This is a genomic window from Cryobacterium adonitolivorans (assembly GCF_004402695.1).
In the GTDB taxonomy this organism is placed as follows: Bacteria; Actinomycetota; Actinomycetes; order Actinomycetales; family Microbacteriaceae; genus Cryobacterium; species Cryobacterium adonitolivorans.
The window spans coordinates 232496-247206 of record NZ_SOFL01000002.1 but is presented as its reverse complement, the minus strand read 5'-3'; the positions used below and the strand labels follow the sequence as shown (position 1 = coordinate 247206).

Below are 14711 nucleotides of genomic sequence, written 5' to 3'. Positions count from 1 at the left end.
CGGAGCGGGCTCCGCGTCAGTTGTGAGACACCCAATCCGACGTCGCTGGCAACGCTGTCGTCTCGCAGTGACCCGCTGGTAGTTCGGAGCTGATCCCGAAAGGAGTTGCCCCGGAGCGTCATTCTGCCATGTGGATCATCCAGTCCACGAGACGAGGGTATTTGGTCAGGGCATTCGCAGGTTGGTCAGGATGCGCTCGCGATCAGAATACAAGCCCGGCGGATGCCGTCAACCCGCCGTCCACGGCGAGCCTGGCGCCCGTCACATACGACGCTGCCGGGGAGATCAGGAACGCTATCACGGACGCGATCTCCGACGGCTGGGCCAGCCTGAAGAGCGGGATCCGACGGGAGAAGTCCCGTCCGAAGGTCTGGTTGGCCGGGCTTTCATCCGGATCGTCCGTCCGGAGCAGGCCGGAGGCCACGGTGTTCACCCGGATGCCCCTGGCCGCGTAGGTCAGTGCGGAGGAGCGCACGAGGTCGATCATGGCGATCTTCGACGCGTGATAGGCCCAGTTACCGGGATCGGCGAGCAGACCGGCAACGGACGACGTCGCCACGATGCTCCGGTGTCCGTCGATGGACAGACCCTCTACTGCAGCCTGGATGCCCAGGGCAACGCTGTTGAGGTTGCGGGCGAGGAGGTGCTCACCTTCGGCCACGGTTCCCGGCCCGTGCAGGGCGGGAGACCCGCCGATTTCCGCCAGTAGCACGGCGGCGTCGAGCCTGCCGAAGGAGTCGACGACCTGCGAGAAGGTAGGTGATGACCGCCCGCCCCATCGCCGAGCCGGCTCCGGTCACCAGCGCGACCGGGTTCTCGGCCTTCACAACCTCCGCGGACTGAGCCTCACCAGTCTGGGATCTCACGTCGTGAGACTCAACCTTGAGTGTCATGAGTACCTTCTTACGGGAGCGCCGGTATCAAATACGCCCCACGCAAATGCTACGCTCGGCCGGCTCGGAATTGGGACAAATACCCCTCCTTCAAACCGGACACAACGATCAGTGTCCGAATTCGGTGCGCGACGTCAGCGGCGATCCAGTGCGCACCTCAGCAGCCCAGGCGAACACCGGGATGTCGGATCCGTCACTCATCAGGGTGAAGGCGCCGTACTCAGCGATGCCCTTGGACAGGTACATGGCGACGTCCTGTGACGCCTGTTGCACGATCCGGTAGCCCTCGAAACCGAGCCGCAGGAAGAGGAAGTACTCCTCACTGGGTCGGGCGAAGAGTGGATTGACGTGCAGGAATTCTCGATTCGTCGACGTGGAACACCCCCGCACCGCCGTGCGGGCTACCCCTGCGCCAACGGTTGGCTCGGCGTGACCTGCTCCGCTGGCGTCTGTCGGAGGAGTGACGTACACTCCGAAGGTCGAACATTTGTTCGAAGTGATCCGCGGAAGGTGACCCCATGCCCCAGATTATCGATACCACGGTGCAGGTTGAGCTCTCCGCCGACGGGGACCCCCGGGCCTTCGTCTGGGACCGATTCGAACATGTTGTCATCGGACAGCCCCAGGCCGTCTTCACCCGCACCCGGTGGTGGGAGAACAACGGCACTCCCACCCGCATCGACACCGAACTGTGGCGGGTAGATGCCGCCAGGGGCGGCGAGGACCAGCACCGCTACGACCTGCGCCACGACGCCGACGGCACCTGGGTGCTCGCGCTCGACTGGGGGTGACGCCGCGATGAGCTTTCCGCACCTGCACGTCGCCAGCGCCTACTCGACGCACTATGGCGTGACCCTGCCGGAGGCGCTCGCCGAGCAGGCGGCCGCCGACGGGGCGACCTTCCTGGCCGTCACCGACCGGGACGGCCTGTACGGGGCCGTCAAGCACGTGCGCGCCTGCGTGGCCGCCGGTATCAGCCCGGGGCTCGGCGCCGACCTCGAGGTGCACGACGACGACACCCTCGCCCCGCTCGGCCGGGTGGTGGTGCTGGCGCACGGCGGCAGTGCTGGTCAGGGCAATACTGGCCAGGGCAATGCTGGTCAGCGCAATGCTGGTCAGAGCAGCGGCGGCCGCGGCTACGCCGCTCTCTGCCGGGCCGTCTCCAGCGCTCACGAAACCACGGCGCGCCTGCCCGGCCACCCGCCGAGCATCCCGCGCCGTCGTCTCGCCCAGCTGGCCGGATTGGACTCGTTGACGGTGCTGCTCGGCCCGGCCTCCGATGTCGGTCACGCCGTCGAGCGCCGGGACAACCCGCGGGCCAGGGCGAACCTTGTCGAGTGGCAACGGATCATGCCGCCGCACTCGCTCGCGCTCGAGGTCGTCTGCCATCTCACCGAACCGGGCATGCCGGGCAGCGTCGCACCGGCCACGCGGATGCTCGCCCTCGCCGAGTATGCCCGGCTGCCCGCCGTGCTCAGCAACGCCGTGCGCTACGGCACCGCCGATGAGGCGGTGACCGCCGACCTCGCCGACGCGGCCAGGAACCTCACGCCACTCGCGCAGCTCGCCGGACCGCAGCTCGCCGGACCGCAGGGCGCCGGGCCGCAGCACTCCCAGACCGAGGCCGGTCCCCTGCAGGTGAACGGCCAGGCCTGGTTGAAGCCGGCCGCCGCCATGCGGCAGGTGGCCCGCATGGTGGTCGACGCCGGTCAACACAGCGATGGTGCGCTGGCCCGGCTGCTGCGCGACACCCACGACCTCGCGGATCGCTGTGCGCTGGACCCCATCGGCGACATCGGGCTCGGCCGGCCGCGGATGCCGGAAGCGAGCGTGATCGGCGTCACCCGCGACCCGCTCGCCGAGCTGTGGGCCCGCGCCCGCCACGGCATCGACGAACGCTACGCCGACGCCGGGCGCCACGGGCTCACGGCGGCGCACGACAGGCTCGCCCATGAGATGGCCACGGTTGAATCGCTCGGATTCGCCGGCTACTTCCTCACGGTGGCCGCGGTCGCCGACATCGTGCGCGGCATGGGCATCCGCATCCAGGCCCGCGGCTCCGGCGTCGGTTCGGTGCTCAACTACGCCCTGCACACCTCGTCGGTGGAACCCATCGGAAACGGCCTGCTCTGGGAGCGCTTCCTCTCGCCCGAACGGCAGACGCTGCCCGACATCGACCTCGATGTGGAATCGGCCAGGCGGCACGACATCTACCGCAAGGTCTTCGAGACCTTCGGCGCCAGCAGGGTCTCGCTGATGTCGATGACCAACGCCTACCGGGGTCGCGGCGCCGTGCGCGACGCGGGACTGGCGCTGGGCATGCCGGACACCCAGGTCGCCGCGATCGCGAAGCAGATGTGGCGGTTCAATGCGCGTGACTTCCGTGCGGCCCTGGCCGAGAAGCCGGAGCTGGAGGAGCTGGCCACCGAGGTGCGCGAGTCGGCGCAGCTCGACCTGCTGGTGGACCTCACCGCCAGGCTCGACAGGCTGCCCCGGCATATCTCGGTGCATCCCTGCGGTGTCATCCTCTCCGACGCCTCGCTGCTGGATCGCACCCCGGTGCAGGCCTCCGGGATGGGCCTGCCGATGTCGCAGTTCGACAAGCACGACATGGACCCGATGGGCCTGATCAAGCTCGACATCCTCGGCGTGCGCATGCAGTCGGCCATGGCCCACGCCGTGGAGGAACACCACCGGCTCACCGGCGAGCACATCGACCTGGACCGGGTGCCGCTGGACGACCAGGCCACCTTCGAACTCATCCGCTCCACTCGCACCCTGGGCATCTTCCAGATCGAATCCCCCGGCCAGATGGAACTGGTGGGCAAGCTGCAGCCGGAGGTGTTCAACGACCTCACCGTGGAGATCTCGCTGTTCCGCCCCGGGCCGATGCAGAACAACATGCCACTGCGCTACCTCGAGGCAGGGCACGGCGAGGTCGCGCCCGATTACATCCATCCGCGCTTCGAGCCGATCCTGCGCGAGACCAACGGCGTCGTCATCTTCCACGAACAGGTGATGCGCCTCTTCGACGAGCTCACCGGCTGCGGGCTCGGCCACGCCGACGTGCTGCGCCGGCACCTGGGCCGGCCGGAGCAGCTGAGCGTCATCGAGGCGTACGTGCGCGAGCACGCCCTCGGCCGCGGGTTCGATGCCGGCACGATAGGCAGGGTCTGGACCGTGCTGGCCGGATTCGGCAGCTTCGGCTTCGCCAAGGCGCACGGGGCGGCGTTCGCCCTGCCCACCTACCAGTCCGCCTGGCTGAAGACCCACCACCCGGCGGCGTTCCTGGCCGGCCTACTCACCCACGATCCGGGCATGTGGCCCAAAGACCTCCTCGTGGCCGAGGCGCGGGTGCTCGGCGTGCCGGTGCTCGGCCTCGACGTGCAGCGCAGCGCCCTCGACTACAGGGTCGAGTCCGTCGGCGACGGTCAGGGCATCCGAATGCCGCTGCCAGAGCTCTCGGGCTCGAGCGACGCCGAACGTGCCCGCATCGTGCGGCACCAGCCGTTCACCTCGCTGCAGGACTTTCGGGACCGGGTACACCCGCGCCGCCGCACCTTCGAGGCCCTCGCCCGGGTCGGTGCGCTGGACAGTTTCATCGATCACGACCGCACCCGACGGCACGAGCTGCTCGCCCACATCCAGTCGCTGCGGGGCACGGCCATCACCATCGCCGACGACCAGCTGGCCTTCGAAGTTCCGCTGCCGGTGCTCGACTACGAAGGTCCGCGTTTCGACGCCGTCACCTCGCTGCAGCTACGCGGTCGCACCCAGTCCGACCTTGAACTGCTCGACACCGGGCTGGCCGTTTCCGGCCACCGGATGCGCAAGTACTACCCGCTGTTCGCCGAGCTCGGCGTCACCCCGGCATCGCAGCTGGCCACCCTGCCCGGCGGCACCGACGTGCTCCTGGCCGGCGTGCGCCGGGCCACGAACACTCCGCCGATGCGCGACGGGCGCCGAGTGGTGTTCGTCAGCCTCGACGACGGCACCGGGCCGGTGGCCAACGTGGTGTTCTTCCACGACGCCCAGGAGCGCATCGGCGGCGGCGTCTTCCAGACCGAGCTCATGCTGGTGCGTGGCCGCACCAGGCGCTCGGGCGCCCGCGGGGTCTCAGTGACGGGTGAGGGGATGTGGGACCTGGTCACGGTGGCACGGGACCGGGCCAGGGCACAGGCCAAGGCGGCCAGAGCAGACGGTGCGGCGGGCGTTAACACGGCAGCCGCGGCAGCCGCGGCAGCCCGGCCGCTGCGGCGGGCGGCCGGGTCCGGCACGACCGAATTCGACCTGTGGTCCACACAAAGCGCCTAGAGCGAGCCTAGTCGTTCTCGTCGGAATCGTCCTGGTCCTGTGGGTCCTGGTCGGTGTCATCGTCGAAGTCCTCGTCGCCGTCATCGCTTGACTCCTCCTCCGGCGGAGGAATGACCGACACCCCGGGGAACGGATCGCCACCGTACTTCGCGTTCGCCACCGACATCACGTCGGGCCACATCCGGTGCCGCGCCGTGGCGGCGGGCCCGCTCTCGAAGTTGCGTGCGCGCTGATTGGCGTTCCCGGTGACGGTGACGACACCGACGACGGTCGCGACCTTGCTGCTCGCCCCGCTCATCCAGGTGTCCTTGGCGCCGTCGGTGGTTCCCGTCTTGCCGAACATCGGCACCCGCGGCTCCGTGCTGATGTTCGACTGCACGGCGGTGCCCCGTGTCATCACCTGGCTGAGAGCCGCCACCATCTGGTGGTCGACATCCGGGCTGACGGACTGGGCGCACCGCGAGGTGGGAATCGGCACCTCGGTACCGTCGGCGCCGATCATCCGGTCGATCACGATCGGGCTGCAGGTGACACCGTTGTTGGCGATGCCGGCGAAGGCGACGGCCATGCTCAACGGGGCGACCTCGTTCGTGCCGATCACGGCCGACGCGCTCTGGCTCAGCGGCTCGCCGTCGGCGCGGTGCATCCCGAAGGCCTCGGCCATCTTTCGGATGCCGCAGAGGTCCAGCCGCTTGGCCATGCCGATGAAGCCCGTGTTGATCGAGCCGATGGTGGATTCCAGCGCGCTGTAATTGCCACCGGATTCGTTGGCGTCATTCTTGGGACTCCAGCCCTCCGAATCGTAATTCTGTGGTCCGAGGCAGCTGTCGTTGAAGGTCCCCCACGCGGATCTGGGCGCGGAGTCGACGCGCTCGTCCACCGAATGGCCGGTGCTCAGCCATTCAGCGAGAGTGAAGACCTTATAGGTGGAGCCGGGCTGGAAACCGCGGGACCCACCGGTGGCGAAGTCGGTGTTGTAATTCACGCTGCTCCAGTTGTTCCCCGCGGCCTGCACCTCCGGGTCCTGGCTGTAGTCCTTGTTCTGCGCCATGGCGAGGACCCGGCCGCTGCCGACCTCGACGCTGGAGATGACTGCGCCAACGTCCCAGCCGGCGAGGGACTTCGGGACGTTCTCGTTCAGCGTCCTGACCGCGGCGTCCTGCAGGTCGAGGTCGAGGGTGGTGTACACACTGAGCCCGCCCCGACGGATGTGCTTGATCCGGGTCTCCTCGTCGGCGCCGAAGACCGGGTCGCTGGCCAGCATGTGGATCACGTAGTCGCAGAAGTACGCGTTCGACCCAGCGGTCTGGCATCCGGTGCTGGGCTCATTGATGGTCGGCTCGACGGGAGCCGCGATGGCCTCATCGAACTCGGCCTGGGTGATCTTGCCGTATCTGAGCATCTCGCCGAGGATGTAGTCGCGGCGCTCCCGGTTGTCCTGGTAGCCGTTGGCCGCTCCATTGGCCTCGCTCGCCGGCCTGTCGAGCCTGAACTTGCCCGGGTTGTTCACGATGGCCACGAGGCTGGCCGCCTGCGCCACCGTGAGGCCGGCCGCCGTGGTCCCGTAGTAGTACGCGGCGGCGGCCTCGATCCCGTACACGCGGCCGCCGAAGCCGGCGATGTTGAGGTATTGGCGCAGGATGTCGTTCTTCGCGTATTTCTTCTCCACGCCTATCGCCATGCGCATTTCCTTGAGCTTGCGGGACGCCGTCGTCACCGTGGCCGCGGCGTAGCAATCCGAGATCTCCTCCTCGGTGGGCAGCATCTCGCACTTTTGCACGAGCACGTTCTTGACGTACTGCTGCGTGATCGACGAGCCGCCCTGCACGCTTCCCTTGAACGCTGTCGTCAACGCGCCGCGCACGGTTCCCTGCAGGTCGACGCCGCCGTGCTCATAGAAGCGCGGGTCTTCCCCGGCAATTGCTGCGTCCTTCACGTTCTGGCCGATATCGTCCCAGCCGACCTCGACCCGGTTTTGGTCGTACAGGGTCGCGAGCAGCACCGGCGACCCATCCGAGCGGCTGGCGTAGATGTTGCTGCGTTGGGCGAGGGGCTCGATCTCCAGGTAGTCCGGCAGGGTCTCGAAGACGTTGATCGTGCTGGTCGTCGCCACGCCGGTGAGTGCCACGACAGGTGTCAGGCTCGCGGTGACGAGCAGCCCGGCTATGGCGCTCGTCGCGACCAGGCCGATCAGGCCGCCGACGACACCGCCGAAAGACCGCAGCGGTGTGACCCCCGTTCCATTTATACCGTTAGTGCCGTTGCTCACCATTCGTTGCTCACCATGGTTCCGACGTCCGCCCCTCCACGCACCGGCACGCCGAATCGCGCCAGTGTGCTGCAGTCAACGCCCCGAACTTCCGCTTCGCTAGGGGCTTGCCGAACCCCTCGAACAGGGGCGTGCCTCGCACGCGCGGTCGGCGCGGGTTCCTGCAGCGTTAGAGTTGCGTGTCACGTTCTCAGGAGGAAAGATGGCCGGACCGGCAATGCCCAATGTGCCCAGCAGGCGCAACGTCAAGGTACTCACGGATGCCCTCAACGCCCTGGAATCCGGAACCGGTGTCTCCGCGATGTTCCTGACCAAGCGCTACGGCGCCTTCACGATCGACGGCACCGCTTTCATTTCCGCGTCCGTCAAGACGCTCACCGTCGGCGGCCGCTCCATCGAGCAGAACCTCAAGCCGCACAAATCACTGCAGGCACTGCGCACTCTCGAGCCGAGTGCCGGTGGCGCGGAAGACGAGGCGCCGGGCGTCACGCGGGCTGCCGATGCACCCACCGTGGCGCATGGCGACCTCATCTCGGTGCTCTTCGTCGACCCGGCCTACGGGCCGTTCACCGTCACCGGGGTGGGCGTCGCGTCGACGGTGAGCGATGTGGTGCTCGTCGGCGGCTGGTTCGTGAGCCGGGCCGGCACAACGGCACCCCGCGTCGTGAGCGTGGAGGTGCTGGCCACCAGCGGCACCCACGAGTACCCGCTGCCGCCGCGAATCGTGAGCTGGGGCGAAGACACCGAAGGCGCGACCGAGTACTAAGCTCCAGACTCCAGACCAGGAGAGAAGCCGATGAGCCTCCCCGCCAGCTTCACCATCGTGACCCTCGGGGTGGCCGACCTCGCCAGAGCGGTCGCTTCTACTCCAGTCTCGGCTGGGAGCAACGTGGCGATCCGTCCACAGACATCACCTGGTTCCGCACCAGCGGCACCTGGATCGGCCTCTTCGGCTACGCCGACCTGGCGGCCGACATCGGCCTCGCCATCGGGGCCCGGCTGGTGAAACCGGCCGCCCGTGCGGTGTGGGGTGGCTACTCGGGCTACTTCGCCGACCCGGATGGACACCTGTGGGAGGCCGCCTTCGCGCCGGGGTTCCCCGTCTCCCCCGACGGCACCATCGAGATCAGCGACTAGAGTTGCGGCCGCCGACCGCACATGACCCGGCACATAGGTCTTGCCCTCGGCCATGTCCAGAGCGTGGTGGTTGATGATATCGGCCTGGGCGAACGCGGAGAACGGTCCGACGGTATTCGTCGGGTGTCAGATGTTGGACTTTTAGAAGACCGTCAGTCCCCGGGCCTCGAACTGCCCGCGCACCCGGTTGAGCACGTCGTTCTCCGGCGGGTGCACGCCATGCAGCGGGTACGGGATGCTCAGGCGGTCCCATTTGTCTTCGCCCATCTGGTGGAAGGGCAGGACCTCGACGCGCTGAACGTTGGGCCAGCCCGCGACGATGTCGACGACAGCTTCGACGTTGTCGACGGCGTCTGTGAGCCCGGGCACCAGCACGAACCGCACCCAGACCGGGATGTTGCGCTCGGCGAGCCGGTCGCCGAAGGCGATCGTCGGCGCAAGCTCGCGACCGGTGACCTTCTTGTAGGTCTCTGGCAGGCCCGACTTGACGTCGAGCAGCACCAGGTCGACATTGTCGAGGAGCTCGTCTGAGGCGCTTTTGCCGAGGTAGCCGGAGGTGTCCAGGGTGGTGTGCACACCCAGGGCGTGCGCCTCCTTGAACATCCGCTTCACGAAAGCGGGCTGCATCAGCGGTTCACCGCCGGAGATGGTGAGGCCACCGTTGGTGGCCTTGAAGACCCCGAGGTAGCGGGTCATGCGGGCGACGAGGTCGTCGATGGGCGTGACCAGGCCGTCACGCATCTTCCAGGTGTCCGGGTTGTGGCAGTACTGGCAGCGCAGCAGGCAGCCGGAGAGGAACAGGGTCATGCGGGTGCCGGGGCCGTCTACGGCCGTCACGAGCTCCCAGGAATGCACGCTGGCGACGGTGCCGTCGCGGATTGCCTTCATTTCGAGGGTGTGCAGTTCGGCCTTGCGGTCGACGTCGTTCAGGGCACTGATCTCGTCGGCCACGTCGACCGACAGGTCGACGTGCTCGACGACAACAGGACAGGCAACGCTAGGGAAGCCGAGGTTGATTGCAGTCATGGTCTCGTCCTACCTAGCGTTGCCGGTCATCTGTTAAGGGTTTTCTTTAGTGCGAGTGGAACGTGCGGCTGATGACATCCATCTGCTGCTCGCGGGTGAGGCGAACGAAGTTCACGGCGTAGCCGGAAACTCGGATGGTCAGCTGCGGGTAGTTCTCCGGGTGCAGCATCGCGTCTTCGAGGGTCTCTTTGTTGAGCACGTTGACGTTCAGGTGGTAACCGGTGGCCGACGTGAATGCGTCGAGCAGGCCGACCAGGCTGGTGATCTGCTCATCCTTGGTGTGGCCGAGGCCGCTCGGGACAACCGTGTTGGTCAGCGAGATGCCGTCCTGCGCTTCACTGTACGGAAGCTTCGCGACACTGAGTGCCGACGCGAGCATGCCGTGCGTGTCGCGGCCGTTCATCGGGTTGGCCCCCGGTGCGAACGGCTCACCCTTACGGCGACCATCGGGCGTGTTGCCGGTGGCCTTGCCGTAGACCACGTTGGACGTGATCGTCAGGATCGACTGGGTGTGAATGGCGTCGCGGTAGGTCGGGTGCTTGCGGATCATCGTCATGAAGCGTTCCATGACGTCGACCGCGATGACGTCGACGCGGTCGTCGTCATTACCGAAGGTGGGGAATTCGCCCTCAACGGTGTAGTCGACAACCAGGCCGGTCTCGTCGCGCACCGGACGGACCGTGGCGTACTTGATGGCGGACAGCGAGTCGGCAACCACGCTCAGGCCGGCAATGCCGCAGGCCAGGGTGCGGATAATTTCCTTGTCGTGCAGTGCCATCTCGAGGCGCTCGTACGCGTACTTGTCGTGCATGTAGTGGATGCAGTTCAGCGCGGTGACGTAGGTCTCTGCGAGCCACTCGAGGGTTTCGAGGTAGGCGGGGAAGACGGTGTCGTAGTCGAGGACCTCGTCGGTGTTCGGCGCGGTGGCCGGGGCGATCTGCTTGCCGGACACCTCGTCCTTGCCACCGTTGATCGAGTACAGCAGCGCCTTGACGGCGTTGACGCGGGCTCCGAAGAACTGCATCTGCTTGCCGACGCGCATCGGCGAGACGCAACATGCGATCGCGGCGTCGTCACCCATCTCGTTGCGGATGAGTTCGTCGGACTCGTACTGGATAGCCGACGTGTCGATCGAGACCTGGGCGCAGAAGCGCTTGAAGCCCTCAGGCAGCTTGTCGCTCCAGAGCACGGTCAGGTTCGGCTCGGGTGCGGGGCCCACGTTGTACAGGGTCTGCAGGAAGCGGAACGCGGTCTTGGTGACGAGCGGGCGACCGTCTTCACCGATGCCGGCGAGCGACTCGGTGACCCAGGTGGGGTCGCCGGCGAAGATCTCGTCGTACTCCGGGGTGCGAAGGAACCGCACGATGCGCAGCTTGATGACGAGGTCGTCAATGAGCTCCTGGGCGCCCTCTTCGGTCAGGGTGCCTGCGGCGAGGTCGCGCTCGATGTAGGCATCGAGGAAGGCCGCGTTGCGGCCGAACGACATTGCCGCACCGTTCTGCTCCTTGACCGCACCGAGGTACGCGAAGTACAGCCACTGAACGGCTTCCTTGGCGGTGGTGGCGGGCTTGGAGATGTCCGAGCCGTAGCTGGCGGCCATCTGGGCGAGTTCCTTGAGGGCCCGGATCTGCTCCGAGTTTTCCTCGCGGGCACGGATGATGTCCTCGGTCGAGGGCTCCATGTCCAGTTCGGCGCGATCGTTCTTCTTGCCGGCGATCAGGGCGTCGATGCCGTAGAGGGCAACCCGACGGTAGTCACCGATGATGCGGCCGCGGCCGTAGGCATCCGGCAGGCCCGTGATCAGGTGGCTGCTGCGCGCACGGCGCACGCCGGGAGGGTAGACGTCGAAGACGGCGGTGTTATGGGTCTTGCGGTAGTCGGTGAAGATCGTCTCGAGCTCGGGCGACACGGGGTAGCCGTAGGTCTCGAGCGAGGTGGCGACCATGCGCCAGCCGCCGAAGGGCATGATCGCGCGCTTGAGCGGCGCGTCGGTCTGGAGGCCGACGATGACCTCGTTGTCCTTGTCGATGTAACCGGGCTTGTGCGCGGTGATGGAAGACGGGGTGGTCGCGTCGATGTCGTAGACGCCCTTTTCGCGCTCTACCGGGAACATCGCGGACAGCTTTGCCCAGATGCCGGTGGTGCGCTCGGTGGCGCCGGCGAGGAAGCTCGCGTCGCCGAGGTACGGCGTGTAGTTGCGCTGGATGAAGTCGCGCAGGTTGATCGAGTCCTGCCACGGGCCGCTGACGAATTCGGCGGGGCCGGTTTCTGCAAGACCCTGCTGGTCGCTTCGGATGCCATCTGTGACGGTCATATGGTGTGCTCTCCTTGTAGGATCGAGGCTTTCCCGCTGACTGGGTGTTTATCCCACCGTGCGGGCCATGAGAGCAGGACCACGAGGTACCAGCTAGTGCCAGGTGCCGGTGGTTCGCCCTCTGTTTGGAACACTACCCTCAGAGGAGGCCCGTAAACCGGGACCTTGGTCCCGTAATCACCTCCAGTTGGGGGGTTGTCAGCCGGGGGCGATCGAGCGCAGTTCGAACTCCCGCACCGGCTGGGCAGAGCTGGCCGCGCAGGTGCTGAGCAGCGGCGCCGACAGGCTCTCGGTGAGTCGCACCGCGAGCTGTTTTCCGCCGTGGTTGAAGCTCACGGTGTGCACTCCCCCCGACTCCGTCCAGGACCTGTAGTCGAAGGCGTCGATACGGTTGTCGCCCCGGTTCGCCCGGGCGAACGCGGCTGCCGCCTGCACCACATTGGGCAGCGAGCTGCGGCCCCGGAACCAGCGCGGTTCGATGCGACCGTCGAGGTACGCGTCAACAAGGTCAGGGGCCTCGGCGCCGGTCACCCGGCCGTAGTACAGCCCGTGTGGGAACAGGATCAGGGTGGCCGCGAACCTGTCCCCGCCGAGGTGGGAGCATTCCCAGGTGGCGGCCGGGTAGGCCTGGGCGAGGGCGGTGACCACCGGCCGCCCCTTCACGGCGCAGCACTGGTCGTGCCGGGCATGGGTGCACACGCAGATGAGCGGCTCGGTCGACGGCGCGCCGCCCGCCCCGTCCAGCGGCACGCGCAGCAGATCGGCAGGGTCGGACACCACTCCCCAGTGCACTCGTTCGTGACCGACCCTGGCGTCCACGGCCGCCCACCGCCACTCGGTTTGGGCGCGCCGTTGGTTCGCACTACGGCCGGTTCGGCGGATGGCGAGCGGCCGGATGCCCGCGGATTCGATGCGCGTCACCAGGGCCCGGGCGAGTGCGGGGTCCAGCGGCGACTGCAGGAACGCGTGCGCGCCCCAGGCCCCGTCGATCTCGACGAGGAACCAGCGTTCGCCGTAGCCCGCCGTGCCCGGGAGCGGATCGCCGCGCTCCAGGGAACGATCGCTGCACGGCAGCCAGCCCGGGGCTGCGGGCAGGCTCACCGCACCACCAGGACGCCCTCGCGCACCAGGCGTCGGGCCACAACGAGCGATGACGCCGCATCCAGCCCGGCCAGGTCGCCGGCCTGCACGGTGTGCCCGGTGAGGATCTGCGTCAGCGCGTCGGCGGCCTCCGCCGGCAGGGTCACGGTCTTGTCCGGCAGCACGAGGGACACGTCGCCGGGGTTCGGGCCCGGCCCGAATCGGGCGCCGAGTCCCCGCCGCAGGCTCACCGTGGTGGCCTCGTGCAGGGCTGTTGCGGCCGCGGTCGTTGCCAGGGGTGCGATCGGCTCGGCGCGGGTGGAGGCTCGCACCCGGCGGGCCAGTCGCGCGGATACTGCCTGGGCCGGGGTAGGTTCCGCCGGGGCAGGCTCCGCGCCGGTGAACCGGGCGAAATCGTCGACGGTATCGGCCAGCAGGGCGCCGACGGTCGCCGCATCCGTGAGGTCGATGCCCAGGGGCAGGGCGGCGCGCAGGCTTTCGGAGGCCGCCGCGTGCGCGATGGCCTCGTGCAGCACGTCGTGGCGGGTGAGGGCGGCGACGCCGATGGTGAGATGGATCGACGTGCCGCCGAGCGCCGTCGCCGAGTGGATCCAGCCTCGAGGCAGGTAGAGCACGTCGTTGGGCCTGAAGACCTCGTCGATGGCCGGTTCATTCTGGGCCTGCAGTTCCACGGCACGACGATGGTCGGTCCACGGCTGGGCGCGTAGCGGGCGCGGGTGCACCGGCGGGTGGATGCGCCAGCGCTTCTCCCCCGCGATCTGCAGAACGAAGACATCGTGCACGTCGTAGTGCGGGTCGAAACCGCGCTCGGAGGCCGGGGTGACGTAGGCGTTCACCTGGGCGGGATGGCCGAGGTCGCTCATGAGCTGACGGGTGAATTCGGCCAACGGCGGCCAGGTGCGATGCAGCCCCTGGAGCACCAGGGTGGCTCCACCGGTGAACTCGTCGAGCACCTTGTCGGCGCTGACCTGGTCGGCGATCTCGGCGCCGAGTCCGCCGGGCGCGGTGAACCGGCCGGCGTCGAGCACGACACCCTCTCGCGCCATGCGCACAAACGGCGTGCGCAGTCCCCGGTGGGTGACGAGTTCGTCGACCGCGTCTGCGGTAAAAAGGTCATCGAACCTGCCTGGCAGCGTGGCCGCGCGAGTAAACAGCGGCTTTTGGTCCCAGTAGTCGGCGGCGAAGGCATCCGGCGATACCGAGAGCAAGCGCGCGAGCGCGGGAGGATCGCTCGCCCCGCGCCCCTCGCTCGTCATCAGGCGGTTCCGTCGGCGCCGCCGTCGTGACCTTCAGGGTTGGCGCCGCCGTCCGCGATGCCCTCGCTCGAGGCGGAGCCGTCGGCGCCGCCGTCGTGGCCTGCCGGGTTGGCGCCGCCGTCGGCGGTGCCTTCTCCGGCGTTCGCGGTTCCGTCGGCGCCGCCGTCATGGCCCGCCTGGTTGGCGCCGCCGTCGGCCGTGCCTTCGTTCGAATCCGCGCCGGATGTGGTGATGTCGTCGTCGTTGATGCCCACTGCGTACCTCCGTTGCCGTAACCGGGCGCCGGCTGGCGCCCAAGGCGATAGTACGTCGCGCACGGTCCGGATGGCAGTACTCCCGCCGGAAATACTCCAGCCGAAAATGCCCTCTGGCGGCCCAGAAACCGACCGAGCCCCGCCGGA

Annotated in this window: 10 protein-coding genes and 2 pseudogenes; 4 read left to right on the top strand and 8 right to left on the bottom strand. The window is 67.9% G+C overall.

Annotation, left to right across the window (positions count from 1 at the left end):
* Positions 1-202: 202 nt before the first annotated feature.
* Positions 203-745: pseudogene (locus E3O42_RS01430) on the bottom strand (SDR family NAD(P)-dependent oxidoreductase); the annotation flags it as partial.
* A gap of 313 nt (positions 746-1058) precedes the next feature.
* Positions 1059-1229 (bottom strand): annotated as a pseudogene (locus E3O42_RS18805) (glutamate decarboxylase); the annotation flags it as partial.
* A gap of 182 nt (positions 1230-1411) precedes the next feature.
* Between E3O42_RS18805 and E3O42_RS01420 the strand changes: the two are divergent.
* Both E3O42_RS01420 and E3O42_RS01415 read left to right on the top strand, forming a co-directional pair.
* Complete coding sequence (locus tag E3O42_RS01420; RefSeq protein ID WP_134452146.1) at positions 1412-1684, top strand: hypothetical protein; 273 nt, start codon at positions 1412-1414, stop codon at positions 1682-1684.
* Positions 1685-1691: 7 nt separating this feature from the next.
* Positions 1692-5207, top strand: a complete 3516-nt coding sequence (locus tag E3O42_RS01415) for a DNA polymerase III subunit alpha (protein ID WP_134452145.1) — start codon at positions 1692-1694, stop codon at positions 5205-5207.
* Positions 5208-5214: 7 nt separating this feature from the next.
* On the opposite strand, the gene E3O42_RS01410 is transcribed toward E3O42_RS01415, so the two are convergent.
* Positions 5215-7476: a transglycosylase domain-containing protein gene (locus tag E3O42_RS01410; RefSeq protein ID WP_166787860.1), complete on the bottom strand. Its 2262-nt coding sequence runs from the start codon at positions 7474-7476 to the stop codon at positions 5215-5217.
* A gap of 202 nt (positions 7477-7678) precedes the next feature.
* Between E3O42_RS01410 and E3O42_RS01405 the strand changes: the two genes are divergently transcribed.
* Both E3O42_RS01405 and E3O42_RS18690 read left to right on the top strand, forming a co-directional pair.
* Positions 7679-8242: a hypothetical protein gene (locus E3O42_RS01405; protein ID WP_134452143.1), complete on the top strand. Its 564-nt coding sequence runs from the start codon at positions 7679-7681 to the stop codon at positions 8240-8242.
* A gap of 236 nt (positions 8243-8478) precedes the next feature.
* Entirely contained in the window at positions 8479-8613 is a 135-nt protein-coding gene (locus E3O42_RS18690; protein ID WP_255454896.1) for a VOC family protein, read from the top strand.
* A gap of 141 nt (positions 8614-8754) precedes the next feature.
* Here the strand turns inward: E3O42_RS18690 and pflA are convergent, their stop codons facing one another.
* The 5 genes from pflA to E3O42_RS01375 all read right to left on the bottom strand — a co-directional run bounded on the left by pflA (position 8755) and on the right by E3O42_RS01375 (position 14564).
* Positions 8755-9639: a pyruvate formate-lyase-activating protein gene (pflA, locus tag E3O42_RS01395; RefSeq protein ID WP_134452142.1), complete on the bottom strand. Its 885-nt coding sequence runs from the start codon at positions 9637-9639 to the stop codon at positions 8755-8757.
* Positions 9640-9685: 46 nt separating this feature from the next.
* Positions 9686-11953 carry a formate C-acetyltransferase gene (pflB, locus tag E3O42_RS01390; RefSeq protein WP_134452141.1) on the bottom strand — a complete coding sequence of 756 codons (2268 nt, stop codon included), beginning with the start codon at positions 11951-11953 and terminating at the stop codon, positions 9686-9688.
* A gap of 198 nt (positions 11954-12151) precedes the next feature.
* The gene (locus tag E3O42_RS01385) at positions 12152-13054 is read right to left on the bottom strand and encodes a sucrase ferredoxin (RefSeq protein ID WP_198414029.1); all 903 of its coding nucleotides are present in this window, start codon (positions 13052-13054) and stop codon (positions 12152-12154) included.
* Complete coding sequence (locus E3O42_RS01380; protein ID WP_134452140.1) at positions 13051-14310, bottom strand: cupin domain-containing protein; 1260 nt, start codon at positions 14308-14310, stop codon at positions 13051-13053. Before E3O42_RS01380 ends, E3O42_RS01385 begins: the two co-directional genes overlap by 4 nt.
* Positions 14310-14564, bottom strand: coding sequence for a BatC protein (locus E3O42_RS01375; protein WP_134452139.1), 255 nt, complete (start codon positions 14562-14564; stop codon positions 14310-14312). Before E3O42_RS01375 ends, E3O42_RS01380 begins: the two co-directional genes overlap by 1 nt.
* Positions 14565-14711: the final 147 nt, after the last annotated feature.

What these genes read in the sequence shown, in the direction of transcription:
- E3O42_RS01415 (WP_134452145.1), top strand. Translation starts at nt 1,692, where the DNA reads ATGAGCTTTCCGCACCTGCACGTCGCCAGCGCCTACTCGACGCACTAT.
- E3O42_RS01405 (WP_134452143.1), top strand. Translation starts at nt 7,679, where the DNA reads ATGGCCGGACCGGCAATGCCCAATGTGCCCAGCAGGCGCAACGTCAAG.
- pflA (WP_134452142.1), bottom strand. Translation starts at nt 9,639, where the DNA reads ATGACTGCAATCAACCTCGGCTTCCCTAGCGTTGCCTGTCCTGTTGTC.
- E3O42_RS01420 (WP_134452146.1), top strand. Translation starts at nt 1,412, where the DNA reads ATGCCCCAGATTATCGATACCACGGTGCAGGTTGAGCTCTCCGCCGAC.
- pflB (WP_134452141.1), bottom strand. Translation starts at nt 11,953, where the DNA reads ATGACCGTCACAGATGGCATCCGAAGCGACCAGCAGGGTCTTGCAGAA.
- E3O42_RS01380 (WP_134452140.1), bottom strand. Translation starts at nt 14,310, where the DNA reads ATGACGAGCGAGGGGCGCGGGGCGAGCGATCCTCCCGCGCTCGCGCGC.